17 protein-coding genes are annotated in these 15,376 nt (G+C 32.0%); 14 read left to right on the top strand and 3 right to left on the bottom strand.

Annotated features, from left to right (window positions below):
* The 3 genes from CHRY9293_RS03535 to CHRY9293_RS03545 form a co-directional block, all read right to left on the bottom strand.
* Positions 1-2,292 (bottom strand): AMP-binding protein (locus CHRY9293_RS03535; RefSeq protein ID WP_162031624.1); only part of this gene is annotated, 2,292 nt, incomplete at its 3' end.
* A 569-nt stretch (positions 2,293-2,861) separates the two neighbouring features.
* Entirely contained in the window at positions 2,862-3,173 is a 312-nt protein-coding gene (locus tag CHRY9293_RS03540) for an STAS domain-containing protein (protein WP_162031625.1), read from the bottom strand.
* 375 nt (positions 3,174-3,548) lie between these two features.
* On the bottom strand, positions 3,549-3,836 hold the full coding sequence (locus tag CHRY9293_RS03545) for a hypothetical protein (protein ID WP_162031623.1): 288 nt from the start codon (positions 3,834-3,836) through the stop codon (positions 3,549-3,551).
* 334 nt (positions 3,837-4,170) lie between these two features.
* Here CHRY9293_RS03545 and CHRY9293_RS03550 point away from each other — a divergent pair, with 334 nt between their 5' ends.
* From CHRY9293_RS03550 to CHRY9293_RS03615, 14 genes are all read left to right on the top strand, one after another.
* Positions 4,171-5,583 carry a TolC family protein gene (locus CHRY9293_RS03550; RefSeq protein ID WP_162031626.1) on the top strand — a complete coding sequence of 471 codons (1,413 nt, stop codon included), beginning with the start codon at positions 4,171-4,173 and terminating at the stop codon, positions 5,581-5,583.
* A gap of 13 nt (positions 5,584-5,596) precedes the next feature.
* Positions 5,597-6,553, top strand: a complete 957-nt coding sequence (locus CHRY9293_RS03555; protein ID WP_162031627.1) for an HlyD family secretion protein — start codon at positions 5,597-5,599, stop codon at positions 6,551-6,553.
* A gap of 2 nt (positions 6,554-6,555) precedes the next feature.
* Positions 6,556-7,746 carry an ABC transporter permease gene (locus CHRY9293_RS03560; protein ID WP_162031628.1) on the top strand — a complete coding sequence of 397 codons (1,191 nt, stop codon included), beginning with the start codon at positions 6,556-6,558 and terminating at the stop codon, positions 7,744-7,746.
* Positions 7,747-7,930: 184 nt separating this feature from the next.
* Complete coding sequence (locus CHRY9293_RS03565) at positions 7,931-8,386, top strand: DUF1569 domain-containing protein (protein ID WP_162031629.1); 456 nt, start codon at positions 7,931-7,933, stop codon at positions 8,384-8,386.
* 43 nt (positions 8,387-8,429) lie between these two features.
* Positions 8,430-8,900 (top strand): hypothetical protein, encoded by a 471-nt coding sequence (locus tag CHRY9293_RS03570; RefSeq protein WP_162031630.1) that lies wholly within the window; start codon positions 8,430-8,432, stop codon positions 8,898-8,900.
* A gap of 3 nt (positions 8,901-8,903) precedes the next feature.
* Positions 8,904-9,305, top strand: coding sequence for a hypothetical protein (locus tag CHRY9293_RS03575; RefSeq protein WP_162031631.1), 402 nt, complete (start codon positions 8,904-8,906; stop codon positions 9,303-9,305).
* Entirely contained in the window at positions 9,302-9,673 is a 372-nt protein-coding gene (locus CHRY9293_RS03580) for a VOC family protein (protein WP_162031632.1), read from the top strand. Before CHRY9293_RS03575 ends, CHRY9293_RS03580 begins: the two co-directional genes overlap by 4 nt.
* Before the next feature lie 15 nt (positions 9,674-9,688).
* The gene (locus CHRY9293_RS03585; RefSeq protein WP_162031633.1) at positions 9,689-10,234 is read left to right on the top strand and encodes an SRPBCC family protein; all 546 of its coding nucleotides are present in this window, start codon (positions 9,689-9,691) and stop codon (positions 10,232-10,234) included.
* Positions 10,235-10,259: 25 nt separating this feature from the next.
* Positions 10,260-10,709, top strand: coding sequence for a VOC family protein (locus CHRY9293_RS03590; protein WP_162031634.1), 450 nt, complete (start codon positions 10,260-10,262; stop codon positions 10,707-10,709).
* A 140-nt stretch (positions 10,710-10,849) separates the two neighbouring features.
* On the top strand, positions 10,850-11,245 hold the full coding sequence (locus CHRY9293_RS03595) for a DUF1398 domain-containing protein (protein WP_162031635.1): 396 nt from the start codon (positions 10,850-10,852) through the stop codon (positions 11,243-11,245).
* A gap of 125 nt (positions 11,246-11,370) precedes the next feature.
* A complete protein-coding gene (locus CHRY9293_RS03600) occupies positions 11,371-12,045 on the top strand; it encodes a DUF2490 domain-containing protein (protein WP_162031636.1) in 675 nt (224 codons plus the stop codon).
* A gap of 106 nt (positions 12,046-12,151) precedes the next feature.
* The gene (locus CHRY9293_RS03605) at positions 12,152-13,156 is read left to right on the top strand and encodes a bestrophin family protein (RefSeq protein ID WP_162031637.1); all 1,005 of its coding nucleotides are present in this window, start codon (positions 12,152-12,154) and stop codon (positions 13,154-13,156) included.
* A gap of 140 nt (positions 13,157-13,296) precedes the next feature.
* Entirely contained in the window at positions 13,297-14,910 is a 1,614-nt protein-coding gene (locus CHRY9293_RS03610) for a Na+/H+ antiporter (protein WP_162031638.1), read from the top strand.
* Positions 14,911-14,940: 30 nt separating this feature from the next.
* Positions 14,941-15,363, top strand: a complete 423-nt coding sequence (locus CHRY9293_RS03615; protein ID WP_162031639.1) for an SRPBCC family protein — start codon at positions 14,941-14,943, stop codon at positions 15,361-15,363.
* The last annotated feature ends 13 nt before the right edge of the window (positions 15,364-15,376 follow it).

The following is a 15,376-nucleotide window of genomic DNA, read 5'->3' on the forward strand; positions in this document are numbered from 1 at the left end:
TCCTACCATTCCTTTAGGGATAAGATTACCGTGTGCGTCTACGATTACTGAAATACTATTGGGTACTGGCCTACCTATAGGAATATTTTGATATTCCCGCTTTGGATCTAGGATATGGAAAGATGAACAAACAGTAAATTCAGTAGGACCATAACCATTAATTATTTTTGCAGATGATGGTTTTGTAGTTTTTAATTTTTCACCTCCCATCATTAGATATCGGAGCGGTAAATCATACTGGTTTAGCATTTCCATCCCTAACTGTGTACTTAATGAAGTCCGTGTTATTTTATGTAGTTTAAAATATTGATACATCCCTTCCATATCTTGGCGAAGAGAAGATGATAAAATATGTATTTCTGCTCCTACTGATAGGGGAACAATTAGATCCTCCAATGAAGCGTCAAAACTAAAACTTAACTGTTGTAAACAACAATCATCAGAATTCACTTCTAAACAAGAAGCTCGCCACTCTACAAATGATCGAAGACTTTTATGTTCTATCATTACCCCTTTAGGTTTTCCTGTTGAGCCTGAAGTATAGATCATATATGCCAAATTATCTGCTTTACTTCGATTAATAGGATCTGCATATTGAGTTAAATCAATTTCATCTACAAAAATGATATTCTCAACAGCGAAATTCCCATTTTTCTGTTTCTCAGTAAATAATGAACGTGTGGTAATAAGTACCTTGGATTGTGAATCATTCAGCATGTATTGCAAACGATCAGTTGGGTAATCACTATCTAAAGGAACATAAGCTCCCCCAGCTTTGAACACTGCTAATATGCTAATTAAGAATTCTTTACATCGCGGCAACATAAGGGAAACAAATTGATCGACTTCTATGCCATTCTCAATAAGTATAGAAGACAACTTATCAGACATTTGATCTAATTTCGAATAGCTGATCTTTCCCCACTGATCCACTACAGCAGTCTTAGTTGGATAAAGAAGAACTTGTTTTTTAAATAAATCTATAAAAGTTTCTGAGCGATCATAAGTAAGTTCTTCTCCCTTTCCTAAAGATAACAATTCTTGATATTCAGGTTCTGAGACGATGGATAAATCTTTGAGTATTTTTTCGGGAAATGTAATCATCTGTATTACACATATACCCATAGCATTTACAAATTGTTGCATCATTGAATTGCTATATTGCCCTTCTGCATATTGTAAGCGAATATCATACTCAATACCATTATCATAAATTACAATTGTTGGCTTTTGAGGAGATTTCCTTTCCATAATGTGAACTCTAACGACATCTTCGCCCAAAAAATTAATATTATCCTTCATGAGACTTCCTTGAAATCCAAAAGAAATTTTCGGAACAATATTTAGTTGATTACAAAAATGAGTAAAAGGAAAAATTTCATGTGTTCTAATAGAGTTTAATGTTTCCTTATGAGCTCTGATATAATCGATTACTTTTGTTGCATTATTAATTTTTGCAAAAACTGGGGATGTTTTAGCAAACATTCCCAAACTATTATGGAGACTTTTATCATTACGTCCATTAAGAACAGTAGAATAGGCTATAGCTTCTTCTCTATTAAACCTTGATAAAACAATCTCAAAAGCTGCCATAAATAACCAGGAAGGTTTGATTTCATATTTATTACATGCTTCTTTTATAATATTTTTAGAAACATAAACGGAAGTTTGTTTTAAAGTACCTGGATTATCGTTTAATTTCCCAGGCATTTTAGTCATTTTAACTTCTTTAAATAGTTTTTGATAGTATTCTTTTGAAATATTATATTGAGGGGTTTCGAATAGATTGGGTTCTTGCTCAGCATACTCATAAAGAGAGCATATTTCAACGGGTAAATCGACATTATTATAAGCCAGCTCTATGTGACGATATAGTATATCTATGGTCGTTCCATCTATAATCAAATGATGGATGTCATGTGCAAAATATATAGTTTCATTGGTTTCTATAATTAAAAATCTTACTAATGCATCTTTTTGTAAATCAAATGGACGAACAAATTGTTGTAATAAATTTTCAATATTCCCTAGCTCTTCATTTTTTATCACAATATGAGGAATATCTATATGGAGATTATCATCAGAATACTGAAACAACTCCCCATCCTTCTCTATAATTTTAGTATAAAAAATAGGATATTTTTTTAAAACATTTTCTATTGCAAGAATAAGTTTTTGAACATTAATTTTATTTGAAAACTTAAAATAGTAAGGAAAATTATATTGCGTTAAATCAGGGTATTGAATATACTCTGAGTATAATCCTAATTGTGATTGTGAAAGTGGAAACATATTTATATTCTTTTTGAGGTTAGTGTTAATTAAATTGTGGAAATTCATTTGTTTATTTTGTGTGTTCTTTAATGATGTAATTCTCTTGTATTTAGATTTATAGACTATCTTATAATAGGATAAAAACATGATATAAATCTTCATATTTCACTTTACGTTTTTTAATTATCCGATTTATGATAGCTCAATAATATCTCACATTCTATCTTTTAGCAATTAGTTGAAATTGCTAGCCAAAAATATTTTATATGAGATAGAAAGTTTTGTGAAGTTCTTCTATATCTTTCTTGAATTCCTATGATGATAAAACAAAAGAAGATTCCTGCGTATTAATAAATACGCATATCTGTTTATTTTATTGAAAAACATATTGGTAAATTCTGAATTAAATTATTATTTCTTCAATGTTCTACAAATGCATTATTATAATGAATTATGTAAAATATTATCTGGATATTTTATCCAAATATTGAGAGATCTTTAGTGCTACTAATCATCAAATAAGATCTTCCTGAAATAATAGTATGTGGTTTTTTAAGAAGCAGCTTCTGATTAGGAATAAAAATTATCTAAATACAATATTTTTTATTAAACAGAGATGAGAAACCTGTTAATTCAAGAATATTTTCTACTTCTGGTTGCATAGATATAAGGAAAAGTTGTCCATCTAAACGACTAATATATTTTATTAGTGATATGAAAGAACGAAATAGATTGCTGCTAATATATTGTAATTCAGTACAGTCTATACATATGCAAGGCTTGTCAATTTGTAACATTGTCTTCAATTGCATTTTTATTTCTTGAGCATCTAATAGATCCATTCGTTTGTTCATAGTAATGATCGTCTCCATTCCTATATTTTTAATAGCGTTCTTCATTTTAATAAGTTTTAATAAGGATGCAAAGTTAGTAAAAAAAACACCTTTAAGTGAATTATTAAAGTAATTTCAACCTCATTTCTTTTTACATTTTGATTTACAGAGTTTTATTTTTTTTCTTTTTTTGTGAAATAAATTATATTTACAAACAATATGTAAATAAATATTTAATATGTGTAGTTTGATATTTACTTTGTGCAATTTGATATTTACTTTATATAGTTTATCAAATCTTATTCATGGCAGGAGGCTTTTGATATTCTCAGTGTTTTTATGATGTTGGGCTTAGAAGTTTTAATTTTTTATAGAATCAATAATATAACAATTCAAATTCTTTCCTTTTGGGATAGCATAAAAAATCCACAAGATTTAGATTTATAAAATAGTAATTGGGATATGACAGAGTTTATACTTGATAGGGGTAACCACATCTTTTCCTAGACTAGAAGCTTTAACCAAATGGAAGTCGTAGCTATTACTTTGTTTACTTTCTACGGTTTGAAGTTTTGAAGTTTGAATTGAACTTCCTGTAATAAGGTATTGCCCGTCAATGGTTGGGGTTATCTGGCTTAAAAAATCCTGCGTCGAGGACGGTATATCTTTCTCCCAGATGACCTCCTGAGCACACAAGAAAGATGTGGCACACACAAGCAGTATGCTCAAATTTTTTTTCTCATTCTTAGTATTAAAGTTTTTCTCATTCAACTATTTTTAACTAATTTTCAAATATTATAAATGTTTTTCAATTTTGAAGGTTATTGTTGATGTAATAAATACATTTAATACGATGTATTGTATTTTATAGATTTATAATGAAATTTTAAATATATTGTATAAGTAATTTGCCGTTTATGTTAGGGGCTTAGGCTGTGTATGTGTTTATTAGAAACAAGGACAGGTAGATATATAGATAAAATCAATTAAATAAAATTAAACATTTGTTTAAAAAAAATAAAATAAGTCAACCTATTATATTATATTTGTGACAAATAATAGAATGAGAAACAATTTATTAATTTTTACGTTTGTATTTTTTACTCTTCCTATTGTTAGTTTTGCACAATCGGCTCCTGATTTTAAAGAACTTTTAGACAGTGCTATAATTAGGGATTCTGATCTCAAGATGCAGCTAACACAAAATAAACTTACTGAGTTGGATGAACATAAATTAGATGATATTTTTTTGCCCAAATTAGAAGTAAGTGGACAGGCCGGGTATCTGAATGGGACAATGCGACTCACTTCTCCTGAAATGAATCTGGCTCCTTTTATTCATATTCCAGAAGGTTCTTTTAATAATAATCTTAATATTTCAGGTTTTTCAGGTATTGTAAAAGCGGATGCTAAAATGCTCATATATTCTGGTGGGAAGGTGAAATATCTTAAAAAAGCCATCGAGGAAAAAAAGAAATCTGAGAATATTCTCTTAGATAAGACTAAGGATGAGATTATAGCGAATGTTTCTAAAGCTTACGATCAGTTGGCGCTGGTTCACCAATCCAAAAAAGTTTTAGATGAAAGTAAAAAGAGATTGGAGATTAATCGTAAAACTGCGGATAAAGCATTAGGTTATGGTTTAATTACTCCCTATGATCATAAAAAAATAGAGCTGGCTCAGGCTACTTTGGAGGCGAAGATGGTAGAATATGAAGGAAAGAAAGAATTATTACTTACTCAACTTTATATTTTAACAGGAATTAATAGAGAAAGACTTAGATTAATAGATCCGGTATTGAAACCTGTAGAATTACTTTCTGCGGAACAAGGGATTGAGCATCGTGCAGAAATTCGGGCATTAGAACATGGGATTACTGCTGCTGATTATAAAATTAAAGCAGAAAAAACATGGATGATTCCTAAAGTTCAATTAATGGCTTCTGCTTATTATATTGGATTGTATGAACCTCGAGTTAAAACTTCGGACAATATAATTCCGGCCATTCCTCCTTTAGGGTATGGAGGGACAAGGCTAGATTGGCATCCTAATAATATTACTATTTTTCCTTTTATTACTGCGGGCGTTGGATTTAAATGGGATATTTTTGATGGAAAAGAGGGTAAACATGCTGAAGAAACTGCCAGAGTAGGAAAAGAAGTGTTACAAAATCAGAAAGAAGGAGCATTAAAAAAATTAACACTTAACTTAGCTAATAACCAGACAAATTACGATATATCAACGGCACAGATTAACTTAAAATCTAAGGAAAAAAGCCTAGCTAAAAGTGCATTGATTCAGGCGGAAAAGGAATTCAGATATGGGATGAGTAAATCTTCACAACTGATTGATGCAGAGAGTGATTTGGAGATGGTGGAATTGGAATTTCAGAATGCGATTTTCAATCAAAGACGAGCCGGAATAGAGCTGATGCGCTCAACTCAAGAATTGGATATAGCTAAATTATATTACTAATAAAATAAACATGATGCAAAAAAATATCTTCTTACTTTTTATTGTTTTGTATGTATTCACAGCCTGTGAAAAAAAGAAAGAGCGTCTTAATGATTCTGAAGGTAAAGCAAAAAAAGAGGTAATCTCTTTTGCGCCTAAAGTTACAGGAAGAATATTGAAAATATATGTTTCAGAAGGGCAATTTATTAAAAAGGGAGATACCTTGGCCTTGCTTGATGTGCCAGAAGTTTCGGCAAAAATTGCTCAAGCTCAAGGTGCTGTTAGTGCCGCTACCGCTCAAGAACAAATGGCAAAAAATGGCGCTACAACCGATCAACTAAAACAGCTGCAGGCAAAATATAAAGGACTTAGAGAGCAATATGAATTTGCTCAAAAATCTTTTAAGAGAGCATCTAATATGTATAGAGATAGCTTGATGTCACCTCAAGCGTATGATGAAGTTTACGCAAAACTACAAGGAGCTAAAGCACAATATGATGCCGTAATAGCTGAACAAGATGATGTAAAAAGAGGAACTCGTTTTGAGAAAGTAGAAATGGCTTCAGGACAGGCTTCGCAGGCAAAAGGCGCATTACAAGAAGCAAATGTGGCATATTCCGAAAGATATATCATCGCAACCAATGATATGGAGGTGGAAACAATTAGTTTGAATGTGGGCGAATTAGCTACAGCAGGGTATGCTTTATTTAATGGGTATATTCCGGAAAGTACCTATTTCAGGTTTACAATTCCGGAAAGTGAAATTTTAAAATATAAAAAAGGACAGACTGTTACGATAGAGGTCGTTTATAATAAAGAGAATATACAAGGAGTTATTTCCTATATCAAGCAACTTACAAGGTATGCAGATATTACGACTGCATATCCTGATTATCAATTGCAGGATGCTATTTACGAAATCAAAGTAAAACCTAATGATATCCATAAATCAAAGGATATTTTGGTGAATGCCAATGTTATTCTCAAATAATTATGAAAGAGTTTTTACGACTTTTACAACGTGAATGTAAGCTGTTTATTGGGAATTCGACCCTAAGATCCGTCTTTTTTATTGCCCCATTATTTTATGCCACTTTATTGGGGTTTGTATATAAAAGTGGAAAAGTGGAAAATACACCCGTTATTGTAATAGATAGAGACAATAGTCCTTTATCCAATCAATTAATGGAGATGCTTCAAGATAATAAAAGTATTAAAGCCATAAAGTATCTTCAAGAGCCAAACAATCTTCAAGATGAGATTATCAAACAGGAGGCTGCCGCTGTTGTCATAATTCCGTACAAATTTGAAGCAGGAATGCTACAAAAAAAATATCCTGAAGTCAATGTATTTATTAATACCGGAAATGTTCTTACTGCCAACTTTGCTTCAAAAGCTCTTCAACTAACTATTGGGACTTTTTCTGCCGGGGCTTCTATTAAAGGGCTTCAGAAAATGGGAATGTCTGCAACTCGGGCGGCAACTCAATATGAGCCTTTTAAGACCAATTATATTACTCTTTTCAATACTACAAGTAATTACCTTATATTTATGTGGCCTGCCATGCTTGCAGTTGTTTTACAGCAAGTTATTTTATTAGCAATGGCTGTGAGTTTTGCCTCAGATTTTCAGAGTAATACTTTTGTAAAAGAATATTATGGGATGCGGAAATGGACATTTCCTATTATGCTTATCAAAGTAATTCCAATTTGGGTATTTTCCATTCTTATTGTAGGAATGTATTATTGTATGCATGTGATTTTTAAAGTTCCTATGCCGGAAGGGATCTTTAATTTCATACTTCTTACCTCTGCTTTTGTAAGTTCAGTATCCTTGTTGGGCGTTTTTATTAGTATATTGATTCCGGATGCTTTAAAGGCTACTCAAATTTTGATGGTTATTGCATCACCTGCTTTTATAGTCAGCGGATTTACTTGGCCATTGAGTGCTATGCCTACTTTTGTACAAGGTTTCGCAAGCTGTATTCCTTTAACCCCTTTTTTACAGGCTTTTAAAATTTTATTAATACAAAAAGGTTCTGTAGAGCTTACTTTTCCCTATTTAAGACATTTGGGAATTTTACTAGCTATTTATACTATCTTAGGTTGGATTGCTTTAAAAATTAAACTTTGGATGATCTTTAGAAATCTACCTAAACAAGATGATGTTGAAAGTGAAGCTTAATGTATCGTTTTGTATGATTTATACGGTTTTAGTACTTATTTAATTTCTTTTTTAATATATATAGTACTTTTCTTTTTTATTTTTTGCGTGAATTAGTGTTTTTGCTTGAATTTTATTTTTTTTATAAATTGTGGATTCAAAAGAAAAAACTGATATATTTGTTTTTTTTAACAATTAGGTAGATATGGAAAATGTATTTGATGCAAAAGATGCTCAGAATTATATAGATAGAATTCATAAACTGATTGAAGATACCCATGGGCTTTGGGGAAAAATGACTGTTGATCAAATGTTGGCACATTGTTGTGTTACTTATGAAATGGTATACGAACCCGAAAAGCATAAAAAGCCAGGGAGTATAGCGAAATTTATTTTAAAGACTTTCGTGAAACCCAAAGTGGTTGGAGAAAAAGCATATCCTCGAGATTCCCCAACGGCACCCCAATTTATGATTAAAGGTAGAAAAAATTTTGAGGAAGAAAAGAAAAGATTAATAGGTTATATTCAGAAAACACAACAATTAGGACCTACAGCTTTTGAAGGTAAAGACTCTTTTTCTTTTGGTAAATTGACTGCACAAGAATGGAATAATATGTTTGCAAAACACTTAAATCATCATCTATCTCAATTTGGAGTGTAACTCGCAATGCTGAAATAAGCAAAATAATTAACACACAATATCAATGAAAAAATTTTTATTTTTCTTCATCTTATTCTCAAATTTTATGGGGGCTCAGATGCCTGACATTTCTATGGTTTGGCTCAATGATAGTATGCCCTATACGGGAACCATAGGAAATGATAAAAAGGAAATTAAATTAAAAATAACCACTTCAGAGCAAAGTAAGAAGAATGATCAGGAATATTTGGTTTCAGGATATTCTATTGTAGATCAGAATTATACTAAGTTTGAAGGAAAGTTTCTTATTAATAAATACAAAGATGCCAGTAAAAAAGGTACAGTGTATGGGCAGTATGAATTGGCGGAAGAAATAAAAGGAAAACATTCAGGAAAATTTATAGGGAAGTTTATTTATACCTTTAAATGGAATAAAAAAACCGAAAAAATCGATGCTCAATACCTTGAGTTGATAGGAGATTGGAAAAGCTATGACGGAAGTTTAGATTTCAGAACACGTTTAAAAAACCAATAGTTTATGATCAGAAAAATTTTAGCAGTAGTTGGAGGGATTATGGCGGCATCGGTTTGTATCTGGATGATGGAGAGTATAGGGCATGCTCTATATCCGCTTTCTAAGGACACAGCCAATGATGTAGATGCTTTTAAAAAATATGTAGAAACATTACCCTTTATGGCGCTTTTATTAGTGATTTTTGGATATGCTTTAGGTGCTTTTGTAGCAGGTTTTATTTCTACGAAAATTGCCAAAGACGGGAAGAATGTGTATGCTATTATATGTGGTATTTTCTTCTTATTAGCCACTATTTATAATATGGTTGTCCTACCCACACCTATTTGGTTTTGGATATTAGGATTGGCTGTTTGGGGATTGGTTCTTGTGGGGCATAAATTAGCTTTAAATAAAATAGAAGTATGAAATTAGGCGCATTCTCAATAAGTTTAAGTGTGAAAGATCTTCAAAAATCTAAGGATTTTTATGAAAAGTTAGGATTTACTTCAATGGCAGGAAGTATGGAGCAGAATTATTTGATCATGAAGCATGAAGGTCATCTGATCGGTTTGTTCCAAGCTATGTTTGATGGAAATATGCTTACTTTTAATCCTGGTTGGGATCAAAATGCACAAAATCTTGAATTTTTTGATGATGTTCGTGATATTCAGAAGCACTTAAAACAACATAGTGTACAGCTTGATAAAGAAGCGGATGAAACAACAAGAGGCCCTGAACATATTTTTCTTAAAGACCCTGATGGTAATATGATTCTAATAGATCAGCATAGATAATTTAAAAATAGAGTTATGAAAGTATTAAAATGGATTATCATTATTTTGGCTTCAATATTAATATCCTGGCTTGTGTTAGCCGTTTTTATTTCTGGTGATATTAAGTATGAAAAGTCAATTGTTATTCATGCTCCCGTAGAAAAAGTCTGGGAGAATACCAATACATTACGGGGGATGGATCAATGGAGTCCATGGAATGACCTAGATCCCAATATGAAAAAAGATTGGACCGGGATAACAGGCGAAGCAGGTGAAAAAGTGCGTTGGGATAGTAAAAATGAAGATGCAGGAAAGGGCTGGCAGGAGATAAAAAAAATAGATAAGGTAAATAAACGGATTGATACAGAAATAAAATTTTTAACCCCTTATGAAAGTGAAGCAAACGCATATGTGAGTGTAACCCCGGAAGGTAATGAAAGTAAAGCAACGTGGGGATTCACTTCAAAAATTCCTTATCCGTTTACGGTAATGAAGCTATTTATGAATATGGAAGATGCTATTGGAAAAGACTATCAAGAAGGACTTTCAAGATTGAAAAAAATTTCTGAAAAAAATAAATAAACTAATTATTAAAAATAAATATACTATGGCGTCAGTAAATGTGTATTTGACATTCAACGGAAACTGTAAACAAGCCTTTGATTTTTATAAATCAGTTTTTGGAGGAGAATATCCTTATATTGGAACTTTTGGAGAAATGCCTCCTACAGAAGGGAAAGAATTACCCGAAGAAGATAAAGATAAGATCATGCATGTATCTCTTCCTATTTCAAAAGAAACTATATTAATAGGTAGTGATACTACTTGTGAGTGGGTTCCACATTATAAACAAGGAAATAACTTTTCTATATCTATCAATGCGGAGTCTAAAGAAGAAGCTAACAAATTATTTAATGGTCTTGCTGTTGGAGGACAAGTAACGATGCCCATGGCTGATACATTTTGGGGTGCGTATTTTGGAATGTTTACGGATCAATTTGGGATCAACTGGATGGTCAACTATGATGATCCGGCAAAGATGCAACAACATCCATAAGAGAATCTTTACATAAGAAATATATTCAAAATTAGCCGACTTCACTGTCGGTTTTGTTTTTATAGTATATTTTGTATTTTTAAATTTGAAAGATAAAGTATCTATTTTATAATAAACTAAATATTAAACAGAAACAACAAATGAAATTTACAATTGATGAAATAAAAGCAGAGCATCAAAAAGTGAAAAGTGGTGCCGATTTCCCTCAGTATATTCAGACGATAAAAAATCTGGGCGTTTCCTACTATAATGCATACGTAAAGGATGGAAATACAGAATATTTTGATAATGAAGACCATTCTGTCTCTACAGGAGCCAAATATGAGCCCTTGAGGGTTAGTGAAGTGACCAATTTAAATCAATTTAGAGTAAGATTACAACTTCATCAGCAAGGAGGAACGGATTATCTTACATTCTGTAAAGATTGTGCAAACAATGGAATTGAAGGGTGGAAGGTAGATCTCAGTACAATGAGCTGCACTTATTTTGATAAAGTAGGAAATAGCGTATTAGTAGAACAAATACCTTCTGTATAGAAGATCCTATTCTCTTGAATAATACCATAAAATTTTCATACAAAATATTTTTTTCTTATTATTGATATTCATTATCGATTTTCAAAATTTGATAGATGATAATAATAAAACGTAAAGATTAGTATATGAAGATTTTAAGATTATTAGCTGTGATCATTTTTGCATTAGGAACTCCATTTTATTTTGCCCAAAAAAGTGATGTAGGAGCATGGTATATGTATTTTGGAAATAATAAAATAAGTAATAAGCTTAATTTTCATAATGAAATTCAATATAGAAACTTTGATTGGATAGGAGATCTTGAACAGCTTTTAGTTAGAACAGGGATAGGATATGATCTTACGGAGAATAATAATAACGTATTATTAGGATATGGATTTGTGCTGAGTCAACCTTATGTGAACGTAGAGAAAAAACAAAATATCGAGCACCGAATTTTCCAACAATTTATTACTAAACAAAAGTTTGGAAGGTTGAATCTTCAACATAGGTATCGTTTGGAAGAACGTTTTTTAGAAGATGATTTCAGGGTTCGTTTTCGTTATTTTTTAGGATTAAATATTCCTCTTAGCGGAAAAGAAATGCTCCCTAAAACTTTTTATGCATCAGTATCCAATGAAATTTTTTTACATTTAGATAGTCCTGTTTTCGATAGAAACAGAGTGTATGGTGCACTAGGATATATAATCAATAAAAATATGAGAATTGAAGCCGGGTATATGAATCAAATCCAAGAAAATAAAAATAGAGGACAGATTCAAATTGGCTTTTATAATAATATCCCTTTTACCAAAAAATAAGGCATTATTGAGACTTCTTTTCTTAGCATTGGTTTGAGTTTATAATAGTTTGTAATTCAATAAAATGTTCATAAATTGTGTAGGCAAATAATAATCTAAAATAGATATGCATTCAGGAAAGAAGTTCGGTGCGTTTGAGTTCGCAGTTTGGACAAGACGTAGCATTTATATATTGGCTATTTTATCAACGATTCCTACCGTATTATATTTTGTAGGTTGGACTTTTCTTTCTTTTCCTTGGCAGCCTATTGCCATTATGGGAACGGCTGTCGCTTTTATTGTGGGATTTAAAAATAATGCAAGTTATAGCAGGCTTTGGGAAGCCCGACAGATCTACGGAGCAATTATTAATGATAGTAGAAGCTATGGATACCTACTAAGAGATTCTCTTATCCGGCGAAATCCCGATAAAGTAAAAGAGATGTTCCTACGTCATTATGCTTGGCTTACGGCTCTTCGATTTCAACTTCGAGAACCTAGAGCTTGGGAAAATATGAATACGGAACAATTTAATGAATACGCTAAAAAATATGATATTCCTGAAAGATTATCAACATTGGATGATGAACTCAAGAAATATCTCTCTGAAACGGAGCTCCAGTATATCTTGAATAAGAAAAATAGAGCCACACAATTGATAGCGAATCAGAGTAAAGAATTATCACAAATCTATGCAAATGATGAAATTAATGACTTTCAATGGACACAGATTAATCAACAACTGATAAAATTAACTGACAATCAAGGGAAAGCGGAGAGAATTAAAAACTTTCCTTATCCGAGGAATTTCTCTTCCATTACGACTTATCTTTTATTATTATTTATCATATTTGTTCCTTTTGGATTGTTAAAGGAGTTTGATACATTAGGTAATGGAACCTTTTTTGAGGGTTGGACTTTATGGTTTAATATTCCTTTTTCTTTACTGGTAACATGGTGCTTTCATACTTTAGATAGTGTGGGAGAAGCTTCCGTCAATCCATTTGAAGGAAGTCCAAATGATGTGCCCATTACACAGATTAGCCGAACCATTGAGATTGATATGCGAGATATGTTAGATGAAAGTAATCTCCCTGAAGCAATTATGGCCAAAAATAATATCGTTCTTTAAAATGTAAATATAAAAAACGGTTCTTTTTGGGGAATTTTTAAAATTAAGATACTTGTAATATAAAACGTGTAATATATAATACGATACAAGTAGTGACAATTGTAATACCTAAAATATAACGACTTAATAAATAAAAAATAATGATTCACAATTATATTATAATATCTATTGCAGTATTACTTTCTGTAATGATATTGGTTATGATCGGACAGAAACTAAGGGTAGCATATCCTATTTTTTTGGTTATAGCCGGTCTGTTAATTAGTCTTGTTCCGGGGATGCCTCATATAGAAATAGAGCCGGATTTGGTCTTCTTGATCTTTTTACCTCCTATTTTATTTGAAGCCGCATGGTTTACCTCTTGGCAAGATTTTCATAAGTGGAGAAAACAAATATTCTCAATGGCTTTTGGACTGGTATTTTTGACATCCATTGTGGTGGCTTATCTTTCATCCTCAATAATTCCAGGACTTACTGTTGCTATGGGATTTTTATTAGGTGGAGTCAATTCACCACCGGATGCGGTTGCAGCCACTTCAGTATTGAAACATATGAAGATTCCTAAAAAAATCACAAGCATATTGGAGGGAGAAAGTTTAATTAATGATGCATCGAGTTTAATTGTCTTTAAATTTGCTTTGGCAGCAGTAATTTCAGGACAGTTTATATTTGGCGAAGCGATCAAGGACTTTTTTACAATGGCAATTGGTGGAATAGCCATAGGCGCAGGTTCAGGATTACTTTTTGGAGGACTATTGAAAATTATTCCATCGAATTCAAATATTGATACTGTTATTACTCTTATTGTTCCGTATGTGATGTATATAGCTGCTGAACATTTTCATTTTTCCGGAGTACTAGCAGTTGTGGTGGGTGGATTGTTGATGTCCTATAACTCACATTGCTACTTAAGCCATACTACAAGAATTCAAGCAGGGAGTGTATGGGGTGTTTTGGTTTTCCTGATGAATACTATTATTTTTATTTTAATAGGATTAGAACTTCCTGTGGTGGTGGCTGCGATGAAAGATTACACCATTTCAGAAGGAATTTTTTATAGTATAGTGATTGGTGGAGCTATTATTTTAACAAGGATTTTGTATAGTTATGCCCTTATGTATTTTCCAAGAGTATGTTCCAAAGAATTGCGGTTGAAAATGCCAAAGCCTGATTGGCGAGAGCCTTTTATTATAAGCTTTGCCGCAATGAGAGGGGTTGTTTCTTTAGCTGCTGCACTATCGATTCCTGCAATTTTGCCCAATGGAGAGGAGTTTCCTCATCGTAATATTATTTTATTTGTAACCTTTGTCATTATTTTAATTACTTTAGTAGGGCAGGGGCTGTTGTTGACTCCTATTTTAAAATTGTTAAAAATAAGTGATGCCGGAAGTGATTTGCCGGAAGAAAAGCAAGAAGTTATTTTAATGAGAAAATTAAAAGAAACAGCTTTAGAAAAACTAACGAACGATTTTTCGGAATTAGCAGAAACAAATAGTTTGGTACGTCATCAAAAACATAAATTGGAAAATGAAATGATGATGATGGCAGATAAAGCACAATGTATGGCTTCAACAGGAGATTTTGTAGCCGCAATGAATGAAAATAAAAATGTACTAAGGCAGGTAATCCAAGCACAAAGAAATGAATTGCAGCGGATGAAACGGGAAAAAATATTTGATGATCATGTGATGAGGTCTATTGAGATGCAGTTGGATTTTGATGAGGCGAAAATTACAGGTTTTTCTAATAGTTAAAAATTTCAACATGACTATAAATAGAGAAGTATGGATCCTATTATTGTAGAATATAAAATCAATGTTCCTGTTCAAAGGGTTTGGAAAGCATTAACAGATAAAGATGAAATGAAAAAATGGTATTTTGATATATCAGATTTTGATTTAAAAGTGGGAAAAATATTTAATTTTTATGAGCCCGGTGAAGCAAAAAAATATCATCACCAAGCTGAAATTCTAGAAATCATCCCCCAGCATATATTAAAGCATAGTTGGATGTATCCTGAATTTTCAACATCAAAAACAATTGTTACTTGGGAACTTATAACGGAAGGGAATGAAACTTTAGTGAGGCTCACACATGAAGGGGTTGATCAATGTAAAGAGCTAGGAGAAAACTTTTCCAACGAGAGCTTCACGACGGGATGGAATGAGATCCTAGGACAAAGTCTAAAACCCTATCTTGAGAAGTAGAATGTAATGAACT

Origin of the sequence: Chryseobacterium potabilaquae (assembly GCF_902728265.1) — a bacterium.
GTDB lineage: Bacteria > Bacteroidota > Bacteroidia > Flavobacteriales > Weeksellaceae > Chryseobacterium > Chryseobacterium potabilaquae.